This window comes from Ruegeria sp. R14_0 (assembly GCF_017743975.1).
GTDB lineage: Bacteria > Pseudomonadota > Alphaproteobacteria > Rhodobacterales > Rhodobacteraceae > Ruegeria.
Window position 1 is genome coordinate 315,887 of the sequence record NZ_JAGHRC010000003.1, and the last position, 16,851, is coordinate 332,737.

General features: G+C 59.4%; 15 protein-coding genes, 1 tRNA gene and 1 pseudogene. 12 read left to right on the forward strand and 5 right to left on the reverse strand.

The genetic code is table 11. The annotated features are described in order from the left end of the window. The first annotated feature begins 52 nt into the window (after window positions 1-52). Both J7416_RS11305 and J7416_RS11310 read left to right on the forward strand, forming a co-directional pair. Entirely contained in the window at window positions 53-1,594 is a 1,542-nt protein-coding gene (locus J7416_RS11305; RefSeq protein ID WP_209224866.1) for a trimethylamine methyltransferase family protein, read from the forward strand. A gap of 16 nt (window positions 1,595-1,610) precedes the next feature. Beyond that, complete coding sequence (locus J7416_RS11310) at window positions 1,611-2,702, forward strand: aminomethyltransferase family protein (RefSeq protein ID WP_209224867.1); 1,092 nt, start codon at window positions 1,611-1,613, stop codon at window positions 2,700-2,702. A 226-nt stretch (window positions 2,703-2,928) separates the two neighbouring features. Here J7416_RS11310 and J7416_RS11315 read toward each other — a convergent pair whose 3' ends face one another. Then, the gene (locus J7416_RS11315) at window positions 2,929-3,546 is read right to left on the reverse strand and encodes a crotonase/enoyl-CoA hydratase family protein (RefSeq protein ID WP_348540262.1); all 618 of its coding nucleotides are present in this window, start codon (window positions 3,544-3,546) and stop codon (window positions 2,929-2,931) included. Between J7416_RS11315 and J7416_RS11320 the strand changes: the two are divergent. Together J7416_RS11320 and J7416_RS11325 are read left to right on the forward strand one after the other, a co-directional pair. After that, window positions 3,499-3,636, forward strand: a pseudogene (locus J7416_RS11320) (DUF2924 domain-containing protein); the annotation flags it as partial. The gene J7416_RS11315 and the pseudogene J7416_RS11320 overlap by 48 nt on opposite strands. Further along, entirely contained in the window at window positions 3,633-5,315 is a 1,683-nt protein-coding gene (locus tag J7416_RS11325; RefSeq protein WP_209224868.1) for a recombinase family protein, read from the forward strand. The pseudogene J7416_RS11320 and the gene J7416_RS11325, both read left to right, overlap by 4 nt. Before the next feature lie 375 nt (window positions 5,316-5,690). Here J7416_RS11325 and J7416_RS11330 read toward each other — a convergent pair. Beyond that, window positions 5,691-5,780, reverse strand: a tRNA-Ser gene (locus tag J7416_RS11330). Window positions 5,781-5,982: 202 nt separating this feature from the next. Between J7416_RS11330 and J7416_RS22840 the strand changes: the two genes are divergently transcribed. The 8 genes from J7416_RS22840 to J7416_RS11370 all read left to right on the forward strand — a co-directional run bounded on the left by J7416_RS22840 (window position 5,983) and on the right by J7416_RS11370 (window position 13,483). Continuing rightward, entirely contained in the window at window positions 5,983-7,191 is a 1,209-nt protein-coding gene (locus tag J7416_RS22840; RefSeq protein ID WP_209224869.1) for an SPOR domain-containing protein, read from the forward strand. Between the two features lie 16 nt (window positions 7,192-7,207). Further along, window positions 7,208-8,374 (forward strand): D-alanyl-D-alanine carboxypeptidase family protein, encoded by a 1,167-nt coding sequence (locus J7416_RS11340; RefSeq protein ID WP_348540263.1) that lies wholly within the window; start codon window positions 7,208-7,210, stop codon window positions 8,372-8,374. After that, window positions 8,371-8,997, forward strand: coding sequence for a dTMP kinase (tmk, locus tag J7416_RS11345; RefSeq protein ID WP_209224870.1), 627 nt, complete (start codon window positions 8,371-8,373; stop codon window positions 8,995-8,997). Before J7416_RS11340 ends, tmk begins: the two co-directional genes overlap by 4 nt. Window positions 8,998-9,004: 7 nt before the next feature. Further along, window positions 9,005-10,126, forward strand: coding sequence for a DNA polymerase III subunit delta' (locus tag J7416_RS11350; RefSeq protein WP_209224871.1), 1,122 nt, complete (start codon window positions 9,005-9,007; stop codon window positions 10,124-10,126). Further along, the gene (locus J7416_RS11355) at window positions 10,123-10,929 is read left to right on the forward strand and encodes a TatD family hydrolase (protein WP_209224872.1); all 807 of its coding nucleotides are present in this window, start codon (window positions 10,123-10,125) and stop codon (window positions 10,927-10,929) included. Before J7416_RS11350 ends, J7416_RS11355 begins: the two co-directional genes overlap by 4 nt. Then, the gene (locus J7416_RS11360; protein ID WP_209224873.1) at window positions 10,926-11,723 is read left to right on the forward strand and encodes an MBL fold metallo-hydrolase; all 798 of its coding nucleotides are present in this window, start codon (window positions 10,926-10,928) and stop codon (window positions 11,721-11,723) included. Before J7416_RS11355 ends, J7416_RS11360 begins: the two co-directional genes overlap by 4 nt. 64 nt (window positions 11,724-11,787) lie before the next feature. Further along, a complete protein-coding gene (locus tag J7416_RS11365) occupies window positions 11,788-12,720 on the forward strand; it encodes an AEC family transporter (RefSeq protein WP_209224874.1) in 933 nt (310 codons plus the stop codon). 70 nt (window positions 12,721-12,790) lie between these two features. Next, complete coding sequence (locus J7416_RS11370) at window positions 12,791-13,483, forward strand: CbiX/SirB N-terminal domain-containing protein (protein WP_209224875.1); 693 nt, start codon at window positions 12,791-12,793, stop codon at window positions 13,481-13,483. A gap of 16 nt (window positions 13,484-13,499) precedes the next feature. On the opposite strand, the gene J7416_RS11375 is transcribed toward J7416_RS11370, so the two are convergent. The 3 genes from J7416_RS11375 to J7416_RS11385 form a co-directional block, all read right to left on the reverse strand. Next, on the reverse strand, window positions 13,500-14,510 hold the full coding sequence (locus J7416_RS11375; protein ID WP_209224876.1) for a diguanylate cyclase: 1,011 nt from the start codon (window positions 14,508-14,510) through the stop codon (window positions 13,500-13,502). Then, the gene (locus J7416_RS11380) at window positions 14,507-15,094 is read right to left on the reverse strand and encodes a heme NO-binding domain-containing protein (protein ID WP_209224877.1); all 588 of its coding nucleotides are present in this window, start codon (window positions 15,092-15,094) and stop codon (window positions 14,507-14,509) included. Before J7416_RS11380 ends, J7416_RS11375 begins: the two co-directional genes overlap by 4 nt. A 121-nt stretch (window positions 15,095-15,215) precedes the next feature. Further along, window positions 15,216-16,775, reverse strand: a complete 1,560-nt coding sequence (locus J7416_RS11385; RefSeq protein ID WP_209224878.1) for a trimethylamine methyltransferase family protein — start codon at window positions 16,773-16,775, stop codon at window positions 15,216-15,218. Between the last annotated feature and the right edge of the window lie 76 nt (window positions 16,776-16,851).

The window sequence follows — 16,851 nt, forward strand, 5'->3', positions numbered from 1 at the left end:
TCACAAAATATGGAGTTCAAGAAACACTTCAGGAGCCGCAACGTTGGGAAATATGAACGCTCAAACCCATATCACCCAGCGCGGCAGATCGCGCCGGGACAGGTTGACCCGGCACAATGCGCCGCAGGTCACACCGGTATACCAATGCCGCAAGATCCCGGCCTACAATCTGCTGGACGAGGCTGCTCTTGTCCGCATCGAAGCCCAGGGGGAATGGATCCTGGAACACGTCGGGGTCGAATTCCGTGGCGACGAAACGGCGCTGGCGCTCTTTGCCGAAGCCGGCGCGCGAGTTGACGGTGTCCGGGTCCGGTTCGAACCGGGTCATGTCCGACAGTTGTGCAAAACCGCCCCGGCGGAGTTTCGGCTGCACGGTCGCGCTCCGGCCCGCAGCGTGATCCTGGGCGGCGACAATCTGGTGCTGATGCCCGGCTATGGCTCGCCCTTTGTCAGCGACCTGGAGAAAGGCCGCCGCTATGCCACGCTGGAGGACTTTGAGAATTTCGTAAAGCTTGCCCATATGTCGCCCGCACTGCAGCACTCTGGCGGTACAGTGGTCGAGCCTACGGACGTGCCGGTGAACAAGCGTCACCTGGATATGATGCTGGCCCATCTCACCCTGTCGGACAAACCCTTCATGGGGGGAGTCACTTCGGCGCAGGCCGCCGAAGACAGCGTAGAGATGGCGCGGCTGGCGTTTGGCGCGGAATTCCTGGATCAAAACGCAGTGATGCAGGCCAATATCAACGTCAACTCGCCGCTGATCTATGACGAGGTGATGTCGACTTCGCTGCGCATCTACGCGGCGGCGAACCAATGCGTTTGCATCTCGCCCGCCATCTTTGCGGGTGCCATGGGGCCGCTTTCGCCCGCGGCTGTCGCTGCTCAGACCCTGGCCGAGGCGATGGTAGGAATTGCATTGTCCCAGCTGGTGCGACCGGGCTGCCCGGTTGTGTTCGGCAGTTTCCATTCCTCGATGAACCTACGCACCGGTGCGCTGACTTTTGGCTCTCCGGAGGCGAATCTGACCACCATGGCGCTCAGCCAGCTGGGCCACAGGCTGGGGGTGCCGGTGCGCTCCGGGGGCGGCCAGGTCACGGCTTCCAATGCCGCCGACGGCCAGGCGATGCAGGACAGCACCGGCGCGATGTGGGCAACGCTATTGTCCGGCGGCCATCAGGTCTGGCACGCGGCAGGCTGGCTCGAAGGCGGGCTGGTAATGTCCTACGAGAAGTTCGTGATGGACCTCGACCATTGCGGCGCCATGCTTAAGATGCTGCAGGGGTTCAGCACGGACGACGAGGACTTTGGCCGCGACGCCTATGCAGAGGCCGGAACAGGCGAGAACTTCCTGTCCACCAGCCACACTCTGCGCCACTACACAACCGCCAATTTTGAACCGCAGGTGCCCGAAGGCGGCCCCTTTGAAACTTGGGACGAGAACGGTCGCCGAACCGCAGATCAGCGAGCCACGGCTCGTTGGCGGCAGATGTTGGTGGAGTATCAGCCACCGGACATGAACGACAGCGCCCGCGCAGACCTGAACACCTATGTGGCGGAGCGCAAAGCCGCCATGCCTGACGAATGGTATTGAGAAAGGACCAACGAGAATGACAGAAGAACTGAGCCGCACATCGGCGCTTGCTTCCCGCCATACCGCCCTTGGGTCGGGGCTGGAGGACTGGAACGGCATGGGCACGGCCTGGAGCTACAGCACCGATCCGAACGACGAACACGACGCGGTGCGTGAGCGCGCTGGCATGTTTGACATGTCGCCGCTGAAGAAGGTGTTTGTCCGCGGCAAGGACGCGCAGGCCGCGCTGGATCACTTGACCACACGCGACCTGTCTAAACTGGCCGCGGGCAAAGCTGCCTACCTCTGCGTTTTGACCGAAGCGGGCGGCATTGCCGACGACGCCATTGTCTCGAACAACGGCGGCGATGAATGGATGATCGTGCATGGCTCCGGCGATACCATGGCGCTGCTGCAAGCCTCGGCAAAGGGCCGCGATGTCTGGCTGGAGTTCACTGACGATCTGCACGACGTCTCGGTCCAGGGCCCGGCGGCGCTGGAGATCCTGAATGCCCATTGCGACATTGATCTGGCGGGACTGGGCTATTTTGAACATGCGCCTGCCGCCTTGTTTGGTCACCCCTGCCGGATCTCGCGCACAGGCTATTCCGGCGAACGCGGTTACGAGATCTTTGCCAATGCCGCGGTGATCACGGATATCTGGGACAAACTGGCAGAGGCTGGTGTCATGCCGTGCTCCTTCACCGCGCTCGACAAGGTGCGGATTGAGGCCGGGTTGCTGTTCTACGGCTATGACATGACCGAGGCGCACAGCCCATGGGACGTAGGTCTGGGCTTTACAATCAGCGCCACGAAGGGTGATTTCCGCGGCAAGGAGGCAGTGATGGGGGCAAAGGGACGCGAGAAGATTTCCAATGTCAGCCTCGACATTGACCATTCGGACATGGTGGAGGGCGGAGAGACCCTGCTGCTGGATGGTGAAGAGGTCGGCGTGGTCAATAGCCCCTGTTATTCGCACCGGATGGGCAAATCGCTGGCGCTGGCACATGTCCGCCCGGGGATCGCCGCTGGAACGGTTCTGCAGCTGAAAAGCGAGGCTCTTCAAACCGCCGCAACAGTGGTTGGCAGCCCGGTCTACGACCCACAAAAAACGCGGACGCATCAGTAACCCGGAGAAAAACATTCAGCGGGCCCGCGCGACAGAAATTGGACCAATAAACGCGCACGCCCACCTTTTCGGCAATTTGGACACCAAGGTTGTTTTTGCAAATTCTGCACTCTCCTCAAAAAGCCGAAACGAACAGACGCGGTCTTTAGGTGGGCGACATGCAGGCGTAGCAACTTGCCAATCCGTTTGCAGAATACAATTTGTGTGCCTGAAAGTTAGCCGACCTTCACTTGGCTGGATCAAAGGACTGGTTTCTCGTCCAGTCGAACGTACCCTGATTCCTTTCCTTCACCGCTTGTTTCCAGCCCACCTCTTCGACGCGGGCTTTGAAGTTCATACCCACCGGGGAATGGCGCGTGATGCCGTCGAATACAGTCGCAAGGCACTGAGTCTGATGGATCTTCTCTTCGACTAAGGAATTGATCACCATCTTCTGCATGGCCAACTGGTTGATCGGAACAGTTGCCATACGTCCGGCCAAGGCCTCGACAGCATCGTCCAATTGATCATCCGGAACCGATTTCAGTATCAGCCCCATCTGTGCGGCCTCAACGCCTGAGATTTTGTCACCGGTGTACATCATCCGCTTCGCCTTCTCCGGGCCCAGCCGATGCACCCACATCGCTGTGGTCGGGCATCCCCAGACCCGGATCGGCATGTAACCGATCTGTGCGGTATCTCCCATGATTGTAAGATCTGCGCAGAGCGCAATATCTGACCCGCCAGCGACGGCGAAGCCATGTACTTTGCACACGACTGGCTTCATCGCCCGGAACAGCGACATGAAGTTCTGGGTGTAGTGGACGTTACAAAGGACGGCTTTGTCTGGAACAGTCGGTCCCATCGCTCGCTCTCGGCCATCGCCCGAGAGATTACCGGCGCGCATTGGTCTGGGCCGCGTTTCTTCGGACTCTCTGGCAAGGGGGCCAAATGAGTCCGCGCCGCAAAACCCGATGCGCCATCTACACGCGCAAGTCCTCCGAAGATGGTCTGGATCAGGACTTTTATTCGCTGGACGCGCAATATGAGGCCTGCGCGGCCTATGTCGCCAGCCAGCGGCACGAAGGTTGGACCCTTTTGCCAGGGCGCTTCGATGATGGCGGGCTGTCGGGCGGCACCCTAGTGCGCCCTGCCCTTCAGCGCCTTCTTGAAGAGATAGATGCCGGGCGCATCGACATGGTTGTGGTCTACAAGATCGACCGGTTGACCCGCTCGCTTGCCGATTTCTCCAAGCTCGTCGAACGGTTGGAACAGGCGAACTGTTCTTTTGTGTCCGTCACGCAGGCCTTTAATACCTCATCTTCCATGGGCCGGTTGACGCTGAATGTGTTGTTGTCATTTGCTCAGTTTGAACGGGAAGTCACCGCCGAACGTATTCGCGATAAAATCGCGGCGTCCAAGAAAAAAGGGCTTTGGATGGGTGGCAACCTGCCTCTGGGCTATGACCGCCACCCCGATCCAAAAGCAAGAACGCTGGTGGTAGCTGAAGAGGAGGCCAGAACGGTCCGGCTTCTCTTTGGTCTTTATGAGGAACTGGGTTGTCTACGCAAAGTAGAAGAACGGGCAACAGCAGAAGGCCTCCGGTCAAAACGGGTCATTCGGACAGATGGCAGTGTGAAGGGGGATAGTCCGCTGTCACGCGGCCAGATCTACTATCTGCTGCGCAACCCAGTCTATCTAGGTAAAATTCGTCACAAGGATAAGATCTGGAACGGACAACACCCGGCGATCATCGATCAGGGCATTTGGGACTGTGTACAGGAGAAAATGCGACAGGCCTCGAACCGCTCCCGGGCACGCAGCGACTCCTCCGATGCGCACCAACACTCGAAAGATCCCGGCGCCTGGCTCACGGGTCTGCTGCAGGACGAAACAGGTGATCGGTTGACGCCAACCCACACCACACGCACAGGCCGACGGTTGCGCTACTACATCTCCAATCGACTGATCTCGGGCGGCAAGGATATCTCGGGCTGGCGACTGCCCGGCCCGGCGCTGGAACACGCGGTCATTGAAGTCATCGTCAGACATCTGCAAGACGCCGCCGCCGCGCATCAGGTACTGGCGCAGCCGGAGGCCGGGTCAGCCGAGGCGGTGCAGGTTTCAGTTGCGGATCTGGTGACCCGGCTTCAACGCCAAGGTGGTCAGGTCAGCGCTGCTCTACTGGCCAGCGGCGAAATTGCACGAGGACACATTGAACTCGAATTAAACCCAAAAACCCTGGCAAGCGCACTTGGCATTGCTGCGGACCATCTGCACCCGGATCTCACCCACGTCACCGCATCTTTCGTTCTGCGCCGCCGCGGCGTCGAGGCTAAGGTCATCGCCGGAGATATGGCACCCCAACCTGATCCCCACCTCCGGTCCATGCTGATCCGCGCCCATGGCTGGGCTCGTGATCTGAAATCCGGAGTTCAACTGATGGAAATTGCACGCCGCGAAAGCGTCCCCGGCGCCTTCATCCGCACCCGTGCTCAGCTCGCCTTTCTCTCACCAAAGATTCAGGCTGCGATTCTCGACGGCACCCAGCCACCTGAACTCGCACTCAAGCGTCTGGTCAGCGTGACCCATCCACTTGATTGGATTGAACAGGAGCGCCAGTTCGACTTCTGACACCTCCAGATCCGGCGTCCCAGATACAGGGTTCGCCCTCCCTGATCCGGCGGAACAATTCCCTGTTCCCGCGAGAAAATTCCCTGTTCCACTTTTTAGGGAATTTGCAACATAAACCTCTGAAAAACATACAGTTCCGACAGGTGAAATGACGGAACTCAGACCTGTTTCACGAAAATTCCCTGTAAATTGCCGGGTATCAGGGAAATCCAGCCCAAAGCGACCCCGCCAAAATGCAGCACTGAGACTGCGGCCGGAATTGCGCTCTGAGCGTACGATCTGCTCCGTCTCTGATTGAAAGCCCACGTGCCAACGCGCGGTAATTGCGGCACAATTCCGGGTCAGAAAATACAACTGGATTGAGACGAGTATGAGTGGCGGGGAGACAGGGATTCGAACCCTGGGGACGCTCTCACGCCCAACGGTTTTCAAGACCGCCGCATTCGACCACTCTGCCACCTCCCCGCGTGGGGCTGGGTCTAAGGCCATCGCGAACCGGTGGCAAGACCAAATAGGGAATTCTTGCCGAAGCGCGGGCTGCGCTCTTTCCATGACACTTTGGCCGCGTTATGATCCACAGGAAAGACCGGAGCAGGCTGGCAATACAGAACCAGTAAACGGCGGCGGGCCTCAAGAAGAGAGGTCCAATCAGGCAAGGGATGACAAAATGAAGCGAGCGACTGAGACACGCGCAAACCTGCAAGCGTTAGCGATGCTGGCCGCGGTTTCCGTGGTTTTGGCTGGTTGTGAAGAGGCGCTGTCCACGGATGGTGCCACGGTGGATGCCGAAAGTTCCCAGACAGACACAGATGGCTCGGTAGAGCTGTTCCCCGACCTAAGCGGCGGACCGAAAGAGTCTGTCGAAGCGCCCGAGGTATTCCAGGTGGCCGAAGCTGGCCTGTGGGATGGCCGCCCTTCTTTGGGTGGCATTTGGGTCGCACATCCGGACGTGACGCAACCCGAACGGGTCCGTATCAAAAATGCCCGGAACAATAAATCAGTGACCGGCGCGTTGTTCCGCCGGGAACGAGACCTGCCAGGCCCCGCCCTGCAACTTTCCTCGGCCGCGGCAGAAGAATTGGGCATTCTTGCCGGTGCCCCGACCGAGGTCGAGGTCGTTGCCCTGCGCCGCAAGAAGCCTGACCCAGAGCCAGAACCTGTCGACGAAAAACCCGAAGTCGAAGAAGCCCCTGAAGCTGCGGTGGAAACCGCAGCCGCAACGGACGCGCCCGCTGCGGATGCGCCTGCTGCGGATACTGCCGAAGCAGAGACCGCAGAATCGGAAAAGCCCGCCAAGCGCAAATGGTGGCAACGAAAGAAACCGGCAGCCGCTGCGGCGGGCACTGCGACAGCAGCAGCTGTTGCCGCTGATGCCGCAACCGACACGGCAGTTGACAGCGCCACCGAAGCGACAATCGAGGTGACCGAGGCTGCAACTGAATCCACGCCGTCGCTTGTGGACCCTGAGGTGACGGCGCCAGCTGAGCAGCCAGCCAAGCGAAAGTGGTGGCAACGGAAGAAGCAGAACGAAATTACCGAAACGCCGTTGGACCCGATCGAGGGCGCAGCAGCCGCGATTGAGGCATCCGAACCCACCGTGGCCACAGCCGCGGCTGCAACAACGACGGCAACGGCATCATCGCTGTCCAAGCCCTTCGTTCAGGTCGGCACCTTTGGCGTGGAAGAAAACGCCAACAGCGCGGCCAACAAGATCCGCCGCAACGGTTTGAACGCCGAAGTGCGCGAACTGACCTCGGACGGCAAATCTGTCTGGCGCGTTCTTGTCGGCCCTGCCGCAACACGGTCAGAACGCAATGCCATCCAACGCGATGTCAAAGATCTGGGCTTTTCCGACGCGTTCACCGTCAAAAACTGAAACAAAGGAGGCTCCCGTGCTGTCCTCACTGCGATCATCTGTTTTGACCCTCGGGCTGGCACTGTTTGCCTTGCCCGCTCACGCCTTCGACACTCAGGCCCGCGCGGCTTATGTGATGGATCAGACGACCGGTACTGTTCTGCTGTCTAAGGACGCAGACCAACCTTTGCCGCCCGCATCCATGTCCAAGTTGATGACGCTTTATGTGGCGTTCGAGGCGCTGCGTGATGGTCGTCTAACACTGAATGAAACCCTGCCCGTGTCCGAACACGCGATGAGCTATGGCGGCTCGACCATGTTCCTGAACACACAAGACCGGGTGACGGTCGAAGACCTGTTGCGCGGCATCATCGTGTTGTCCGGTAACGATGCCTGCGTGGTCATCGCCGAGGCGCTCAGCCCTGACGGGACCGAAGCCGGATTTGCCCGCTACATGACCCAACGCGCCCAGCAGATGGGTATGGACCACTCGAACTTTGCCAACTCGAACGGCTGGCCAGCGGCCGGGCACATGATGTCGGTGCATGACCTTGCTGTTCTGGCCAATCGGCTGATTACCGATTTCCCGGAATACTATCCTTTGTTCGCCGAGGAAGAGTTTGAGTTCGACGGCCGCGCGCCTTCGAACAAACGCAACCGCAACCCGCTGCTGAAGCTGGGGATCGGTGCCGACGGCCTAAAAACCGGTCACACGCAAGAGGCGGGTTATGGCCTTGTCGGATCGGCCAAGCAGGGCGACCGCCGGGTGATCTTTGTTCTCACGGGTCTCGATTCCACCGCGCGTCGGGCAGAGGAGGCTGAGGCCGTGGTTAACTGGTCGTTTCGCAATTTTGTCGAGAGGACAGTTGCCAACACGGACAAACCAATAGCCGAAGCACAGGTATGGATGGGGGCGCAAAAGACCGTCGGGCTGGTACCCGAAGAAGAGCTGTCCCTGCTGTTCCCGGTCCTTGGCGACAAAAACATCGAAGCCGAAGTGGTCTATGACGGCCCGGTCAACGCGCCGATCGAAAAGGGCCAGAAGCTGGCCGAGCTGGTGATTAAACCCGAAGGCCTGCCAGAAATCCGGCGGCCTCTGGTGGCCTCGGAAAGCGTCGCGACCGGAGGCTTCGTGGTGCGCATGATGACCGTGGGCGGCATCGTCCTGACCGACGTAATCGGCAATCCATTGGACGCATTGTGACGAAATCCGGGTTGTTTCTGACCTTCGAAGGCATTGACGGGTCTGGAAAGTCATCACAAGCACGCATGCTGGCCGAACATCTGCGCGGCCAGGGCCGTGACGTCGTTCTGACGCGCGAGCCCGGCGGGTCCCCGGGCGCCGAGGAAATTCGCAGCCTTGTTCTGGAAGGTGATCCGGATCGCTGGTCGGCCGAGACGGAAATCCTGCTGTTCACCGCCGCGCGCCGTGACCATCTGGAACGCACGATCGAACCCGCTCTGGCCGATGGGAAAGTGGTGATCTGCGACCGCTTTGCCGATAGCACGCGCATGTACCAAGGCCTGTCACGTGGCGATCTGCGGGGTGTGGTGGACCAACTCCACAGCCTGATGATCCGGCGCGAACCCGATCTGACTTTGCTGATCGACATGGACCCGGAGATCGGCCTGTCCCGCGCCAAAGGGCGACAAGGTACCGAAGAACGGTTCGAAGATTTCGGCCTGGACCTGCAGCAACAAATGCGCGCGGGCTTTCTGGCCCTGGCGGATGAGTTTTCCGACCGTTTCCGGGTTATCGACGGCAACCGAGACATGGACAGTGTTGCACAGGATGTGACAGATATCGTTCTGCAAGCATTGCGATAGACGATAGATGAGCGACGACACCCCGACCCCGGATCAGGCCCCCGGTGCCCCGCACCCGCGCGAAACGCAGCGCCTGTTTGGGCAGGACGCGGCTGAACTGGCTTTCCTGAACGCCTTCAACTCTGAACGGCTGCACCATGGCTGGCTGATCACCGGCCCCCGCGGCGTAGGCAAAGCTACACTGGCTTGGCGGATCGCCCGGTTCCTGCTGGCGACACCTCTGGCAGAGGAAGATGGGCTGTTCGGCGCCCCGCCTCCGCCCGAAAGTCTAGAGATTGATCCGGAACACCCGGTCGCTCATCGTATTCTGGCCGGAGCTGAACCCGGGCTGGCGGCGATCACCCGGTCGCTGAACGATCAGGGTCGGCTGCGGAGCGAGATCGTTGTGGACGATATCCGCAAGCTGGGCAAATTTTTTGGCCTGTCCTCGACCGATGGCGGTCGCCGGGTGGTGATTGTGGATTCCGCGGATGAAATGAATGTCAGCGCAGCAAACGCCCTGCTCAAAATGCTCGAAGAGCCGCCGGCCCGCACCACTCTTCTGTTGATCTCGCACCAGCCCTCACGCCTTTTGCCTACAATCCGGTCCCGGTGCCGAACACTGCGACTGTCGCCGCTGGGACCCGATGATATGCAAGCCGCATTGATGCAGTCCGGCGCGCAGCTTCCTGAGAACAGTGACTATCTGGCCGCCCTGGCCGCCGGGTCCGTCGGCGACGCAGTGCGTTTGATCAACCTGGGCGGTCTGGAGATTTACGCCGAACTGATCGCCATTCTGGGCACCCTGCCCCGCATGGATCGCCAACGCGCGCTGGCCTTGGCCGAGGCCGCTGCGCAACGAGGCGCTGCTGAACGCTTCGAGCTGCTGTTGACCCTGATCGACGTCGCGCTATCCCGCCTTGCCCTGACCGGCGCAACCGGAAACGCCCCTATGCCCGAGGCCGCCCCGAATGAGGCCGAAACGCTGACCCGCTTGTCTGCCACCCCACACCAGGCCCGCAAATGGGCCGAGGTCGCCGCGGTGATCACAGCCCGTGCGCGCCACGGGCAGGCGGTGAACCTTGACCCTGCGGCTCTGGTCCTAGATACGGTATTCAAGATACAGGAAACCGCCGGTCAGAGCAGATGAGCAATACCCCCCAAATCACCGACAGCCATTGCCATCTGGACTTCCCCGATTTCGAAGGTCAGCTGGACCAGATTGTGGCAAACGCCGCCGAAGCAGGCGTGACCCGTATGGTGACCATCTGCACGCGCTTGCGGAATGAACCAACGGTCCGCGCCATCGCAGAGACCCATGCCCAGGTGTTCTACGCCGCCGGGACGCACCCCATGAGCGCCGCAGATGAGCCTATGGCGACGGTCGATGAACTCATTTCCCTGTCTGCGCATCCCAAGTTTGTGGGCATCGGAGAAACCGGGCTGGACTATCACTACACCGCCGACAGCGCCGAGGTGCAGAAACAATCCCTGCGCATCCATATCGAAGCGGCCCAACGCACCGGTCTGCCGCTGATCATCCACGCGCGGGCTGCTGATGACGACATGGCGCGCATTCTGGCGGAAGAACACCGCAATGCGCCCTATTTTTGCGTGATGCACTGCTTTTCGTCGACGGCCGAGCTGGCCAAGGCCGCTCTGGACTTGGGGTTTTACCTCTCCATGTCGGGCATTGCCGCCTTCCCCAAAAGTCAGGAACTGCGCGATATATTCGCCAGCGCCCCGGTTGACCGCATTCTTGTGGAAACCGACGCGCCTTATCTCGCGCCGCCCCCATACCGTGGCAAACGAAACGAACCCGCCTATACCGCCCACACTGCGCGCAAAGGGGCCGAGGTGTTTGGTATGGACTACGCTGATTTCGCTGCACAGACGCAGGCCAATTTCGACCGGCTGTTTACCAAGGCCGCGACCTACAAGGCGGCTGCATGACCGAATTGCGCTGCACAATCCTCGGCTGCGGATCTTCTGGCGGCGTCCCCCGGCTGGGCGGTCACTGGGGAGACTGCGACCCCGAGAACCCGAGGAATATCCGGCGCCGCTGCTCGATGCTAGTGGAAAGGGACGGACCGGATGGTACGACCTCGGTCCTGATCGACACCACGCCGGATATGCGCAGTCAATTGCTGGACAGCGACACCGGACGTCTGGATGGGGTGATTTACACCCACTCTCATGCGGACCACGTGCACGGCATCGACGATCTTCGCATGATTGTGTTCAACATGCGCGAACGCGTCCCCGTTTGGGCTGATGGCGATACGCAGAATGCCCTGTTGGGCCGGTTCGGCTACGCTTTCATTCAACCCGAGGGCTCGCCCTACCCGCCGATCCTTGATCTGAAATCCATCGATGGGCCTTTCGAAGTAGACGGACCCGGTGGTCCGATCCCGTTTCAACCTTTCAAGGTGAACCACGGATCAATCGACTCGCTGGGTTTTCGGATGGGGAATCTGGCCTATCTGCCCGACGTCGCCGAAATCTATGATGACGCCTGGCCAGCTATGGAAGGCCTGGATTGCCTAGTGATCGACGCGCTGCGCCGGACGCCTCATCCCACCCATGCACATCTGGAAAAAACACTGGGTTGGATCGAACAGTTGCAACCCAAACGCGCGGTTCTGACAAACATGCACATCGATCTGGACTATGCCACGGTCGATGCAGAAACCGCTGACCACATTACCCCGGCCTATGACGGAATGGTGATCCACCAGGCGCTATAAACCTCCACGCAACCGACACTCGGCACATCCGCCCGCCTGTCGGCCCATCCCGCAAAGTGGTGACATGCTCCAAAGCCTGATCGACGTCATTCTACCAGTTTTCCTTGTGATCGGAGCGGGTTACGCCTCGACCCGCTTGGGGTATTTCAAGGAAATCCACATCGACGGGTTGATGAAGTTCACCCAAGGCTTTGCAATCCCGTGCCTTCTGTTTTTGGCGATCTCGCATCTGGATTTGAGCGCCAGTTTCGACCCCCGGCTTCTGGCGAGCTTTTACACCGCAGCGGGATTATGTTTCACCGCCGGTCTGTTCGGCGCGCGTTTCATTTTTGGCCGCGATTGGGAGGATTGCGTTGCCATCGGGTTCTGCTGCCTGTTCTCAAACTCCGTCCTGCTGGGCCTGCCGATTACCGAACGCGCCTATGGCCCGGACAACTTGACGGGGAACTATGCGATCATCGCCTTCCACTCGCCCTTTTGCTACGGCGTCGGCATCACGGTGATGGAAGTGATCCGAAACCGAGGTCATGGCGGCCCTCGCATGGTCAAATCCATCCTGTCGGCCATGTTCCGCAACGCATTGATCCTTGGCATCGCACTTGGGTTTATCGTGAACCTGTCGGGGTTCAGTGTGCCTGCAGTCGTGGACGAGGCCTTGGGCCTCATTACCCGCGCTGCCCTTCCTGGCGCGCTGTTTGCGCTTGGCGGCGTGCTTGTAAAATACAAACCCGAAGGCGACCTGCGCACAATCGCGTTTGTCTGTCTTGTCTCACTTATGCTGCACCCCAGCCTTGTGTGGCTATTTGGTTCAACCGTCGGCCTGCCCCAGGACCTTTTCCGCTCGGGCGTTTTGAACGCAGCAATGGCCCCCGGGTTCAATGCCTATATTTTTGCCAACATGTACGGACGGGCAAAACGTGTCGCGGCCTCATCCGTTTTGGTGGGAACCGCCGTTTCGATCCTGACTGTCTGGCTCTGGCTGACATTATTAGGGTAGCTTTCGGTCCAACGGATTGACATTGCCGCGTCGCGAAACACCTATCGAAAAAACCACAGGAACAAGCTGAATGCCGCACGCCCTAATTGTCGCCCATGGCCAACCGTCCGATCCCGAACCTGCCGAGGCCGCGCTGGCCGCATACGCGGCCGAGGTCGATGCGTTTTGCGATGGGATCAGCGTAGGCTCTGCAACTCTGGCAGCACCAGGGCGACTTGAGGCGCGGCTGGATGCGCTTCCCGAAGATACTGTAATTTATCCGCTTTTCATGGCCAAAGGGTGGTTTGTGACCAGCGCCTTGCCCAAGCGTTTGGGCGCGCGTGCCATTCAAATCCTTGACCCGTTGGGCGTCGATGCAGACTTGCCCGGCCTCGCCGCTGCTGCGTTGCAAAACGCGCTGGCCCAACATGATTGGGACGCCGCGGAAACAAACCTTGTGCTGGCGGCGCACGGATCAGGCCGCAGCCGTAATCCATCGGCCGTAGCCAATGCGTTTGCCGCTGATCTGGCAGATCACCTGCCTTTCCGGTCCATCCGCGTCGGCTTTGTCGAAGAAGCTCCGTCCATTGCCGAAGCTGCAAGCAACGCAGGGGATAGGGCCCTGTGCCTGCCCTTCTTTGCCTGTACCGGGGGTCACGTCCTGGAAGATGTGCCGCGGGAGTTAAAGAGCGCTAAATTCAAAGGGCACGTTATGCCGGTGGTCGGGGACCTACCACCGATCAAACACCACATTGCCCGAACCCTCAGCAAAGCGTTTTCCTGAGACACTCCTGTTGAAATTAGTGAGAACTGGCTGTCTTGATCCCGGCTTCACCCAAGCTCGAGTACAGGCAGTGACGCGAGCGGCCCTGACGCTTGGCCTCATACAGCGCTTGATCCGCGGCGTTTAGCAGTTCTGCCGCGTCCGGAGTGTTGAACTGCGTAGACAAGGCGGTGCCAACACTGGCCGAAACCTGACAGGGTGCCCCTTGAAACATCATGGGCTGACGCAACCGCTTGATCAGACGCGCGGCAATATCGGACAGGACAGCTTCGTCCACGAGGCTTTTGAAAATGATGACAAATTCATCGCCGCCAATACGGGCAACCGTATCTTCATTCCGCGTCTCCTCCTCCATAATGCGGGCGGCCTGTTGGAGCACGAAATCCCCTGCTGCATGGCCCAGACGGTCATTTACGCTTTTAAAGTAATCAAGATCCAGATGCATCAAGGCAAAGGCGGAACCGCCAGAGATTAGGTGGCCGAGAACCAGGTCCATCGCCCGGCGGTTTTTTAGCCCGGTTAGCATGTCGGTAACGGCCTGCTCTTCGGCTGCCAGCATGGCGCCCTGCAATCGTAGGTTCAGCGAACGCGACGCCTCCATGGCAGCGGACTTTGCCTCAACCAGATAGAGCAGTTCGATAGCGAGATCCGTCCCTGAGAAATCAGCGCTGGTCAGAGCGTAATCCCGAACCGCATCCAGAATCGAAATTCCGAAAGACAGGTTGATGATGGCCCCATTGCCGTCCGGCAATGGCGCGATCAGCCCCTTTAGCGCGGTTCGGGGTTCGTCGTGAAACTTTAGATGCACTTTGCCCCCGGCCAAAGACAGCAGTGCCGGTATCGTTGTGATCGTACGGGGGCGAACCAATTCGAACAGATCCGGGAACGCCCGGCCTTTCATGGGCTGATCGGGTCGCAGTTTCTGCAAGGTCGGCCCGGCGTTCAAGATCTTGCCCTCACCGTCCACCATCACGAACATCGGGCACAAGGTTTCCAAAAGCGTTGAAAGGTTGGCTGTATCCATCATGTTCCTCGCGCTCCCAGATCGAAATGCCGTCCTTCGGCAAACGCGCTTTCCACCAGCACAATGGTGATCACCTCGACATCCCCTTGTTGCCCCTCATGCGACAACATCGCCAAAGCACCATAGTCATCAGCCACCGCCCGAAGTACACCGACCATCACGCTGGCATAGCCCGGCAAGCCAGGAAAGCAGTGCAGTTGGTACTCCGCCGGTGACACCTCGCACAGCTCTAGGATCGGCAAGCGCAGGTCTGAGACCGCCAGCCTGGCCCGGTCCGATAGATCATCGAGAGAATGCAAAAACTCGACATATGTCACGCCGCCGAACCGCAAAAGGCGTCGCAGACCTTCCATATTGGGGTGCGAGACAAGATAAGTCCCTAGATCCTCAAGTATCTCGGACTGGGGGCGATTGAGGTCCGCAGACAGCGCATCCAGAACGCGCGTGGTCATCGAATCCTCATAGATCAGCATCGCCTCAAACTCGGTGAATCCCAGTCCAGCTGCCTCAGTGACTCGCAGCCAGCAGGATTGCCCGTAGGTCGCGCAGACAAAGGACTGAATCGCCCGATTGATCAGACCATGCATAGGATGCCCCAGATTGGTTTACACCCCAATCTGCTCAGACAATCCTTAACAAATAGCCAAGGCGGATTTCCAAATTTCGAAAATCCAACCGAGTCTCAATCTGGAAGTCTTTGCATTTACACTAGAAATCAGTTGGCGCACCGCCCTCGGCCTTACGGCGGGCAACAAAATCGGCCAGTTCGTCACGGATGCCATCATCCATCGCCGGGGGCTCAAAGCTGGTGACGATTTCCTTGAACATGTGATGGGCACGTTCTGCCGTCCAAATGCCACCCGCAACATCCCAGCCTTCGTAATTTTTCCAATCACTCAGGAACGGCTGATAGAATGCGCTGGTGTAGCGATCCTGCGTGTGTTGAATGCCAAAGAAATGGCCATCATTCCCAACCGACTTGATCGCATCCAGCGCAATCTCATCCGGGCCGGTCGCTGTGATCTCTGGCTGCATATACCGTTGGATTTGCTGTAGAATCTCGCAATCCATGATGAATTTCTCGGGGCTGGCGATCAGACCACCCTCTAACCATCCGGCAGCGTGGTACACCATATTGGTGCCCGACTGCACCGCCGCCCAAAGCGAGTTGGACGTCTCCCATATCGACTGCCCGTCCGGCACGTTCGCGGCACAAACACCTGACGAGCGCATCGGCAAGCCATAGTAACGCGCCATTTGGCCGGTCATTTGGGTCGAGCGCATATACTCGGGCGTTCCAAAGGCGGGCGCGCCGGATTTCATGTCAACATTGGACGTAAACGTCCCGATAACGCAGGGAATTCCGGGCCGGACATACTGGAACAGGGCAATCGCGCACAAGGCCTCGGCCAGCGATTGCGCCACAGCCCCGGCCATCGTGACCGGCGCCATCGCCCCAGCCAGCGTGAATGGAGTCACGACAATCGCCTGCCCGCGCCGCGCAAGACGCAGGCACCCATCAATCATCGGGTGGTCGTGCTTTAGCGGCGAGGTGGAATTGATGTTGGTGTACATGTGCGGAGTCGCTTCGAACTCCTCATGGCTCAGACCACCGGCAATGCGCACCATCTCCATCACGTCTTCGACGCGCTCTTTGCCCAGCGAATAGGCATGCATCGCCTTGTCGGTGAGCGTCAGCTTGTCATAGAGCACATCCAGATGCCGAACGCTGGCGTGAATATCGACCGGCTCGACCGGGTAACCGCCCGCGAAATGGATGCAGTTAAAGTACTGCGTCAGTTTCAGCAGGTTCCGGCACATCTCACGATTGCCCGAGACCTTGGTGCCTATTTCTAGATCCCAGTAATTCGGCGGGGACGACACATTGCCGAACAACAGCGTTTTGCCACCCACCTCAATCGTCTTGTCCGGGTTGCGCGGTGTGATGGTAAAGCTGGAGGGCGCTTTGCCGATCATCTCCATCACGAAATCGCGGCCCATACGGACGTTGTCGCCGGTGATTGTGCAGCCGGCCTCTTTCAGGATGGCGATGGCTTCTTCGTTGTAGAACTCGATACCGATCTCTTCGAGGATGCGCATGGCCCCCTCATGGATTGCTTCGATCCCGGCCTGATCCAGCGGTTCCGTGGGCTTGTCGATATTGATCGGCGGGTTCCACGGCATCTGATCGATGACCGCACTGCCTCTACGTGCGGCTGCACCGGCCCGTCCCCCGCCGCGACGTTTGCGTGTCTGTGTGTCAGCCATAAGAGCCCTCCGGAACTTGCTTTTGGCAAGCAAGCACCGAAGTCAACAAAATCGCCGCTCTGTCTGCGACAAGGTT

Coding starts and splice junctions, on each gene's coding strand:
- J7416_RS11305 (WP_209224866.1), top strand. CDS start 53: ATGAACGCTCAAACCCATATCACCCAGCGCGGCAGATCGCGCCGGGAC.
- J7416_RS11310 (WP_209224867.1), top strand. CDS start 1,611: ATGACAGAAGAACTGAGCCGCACATCGGCGCTTGCTTCCCGCCATACC.
- J7416_RS11315 (WP_348540262.1), bottom strand. CDS start 3,546: ATGGGACCGACTGTTCCAGACAAAGCCGTCCTTTGTAACGTCCACTAC.
- J7416_RS11325 (WP_209224868.1), top strand. CDS start 3,633: ATGAGTCCGCGCCGCAAAACCCGATGCGCCATCTACACGCGCAAGTCC.
- J7416_RS22840 (WP_209224869.1), top strand. CDS start 5,983: ATGAAGCGAGCGACTGAGACACGCGCAAACCTGCAAGCGTTAGCGATG.
- J7416_RS11350 (WP_209224871.1), top strand. CDS start 9,005: ATGAGCGACGACACCCCGACCCCGGATCAGGCCCCCGGTGCCCCGCAC.
- J7416_RS11355 (WP_209224872.1), top strand. CDS start 10,123: ATGAGCAATACCCCCCAAATCACCGACAGCCATTGCCATCTGGACTTC.
- J7416_RS11360 (WP_209224873.1), top strand. CDS start 10,926: ATGACCGAATTGCGCTGCACAATCCTCGGCTGCGGATCTTCTGGCGGC.
- J7416_RS11365 (WP_209224874.1), top strand. CDS start 11,788: ATGCTCCAAAGCCTGATCGACGTCATTCTACCAGTTTTCCTTGTGATC.
- J7416_RS11370 (WP_209224875.1), top strand. CDS start 12,791: ATGCCGCACGCCCTAATTGTCGCCCATGGCCAACCGTCCGATCCCGAA.
- J7416_RS11375 (WP_209224876.1), bottom strand. CDS start 14,510: ATGATGGATACAGCCAACCTTTCAACGCTTTTGGAAACCTTGTGCCCG.
- J7416_RS11380 (WP_209224877.1), bottom strand. CDS start 15,094: ATGCATGGTCTGATCAATCGGGCGATTCAGTCCTTTGTCTGCGCGACC.
- J7416_RS11385 (WP_209224878.1), bottom strand. CDS start 16,775: ATGGCTGACACACAGACACGCAAACGTCGCGGCGGGGGACGGGCCGGT.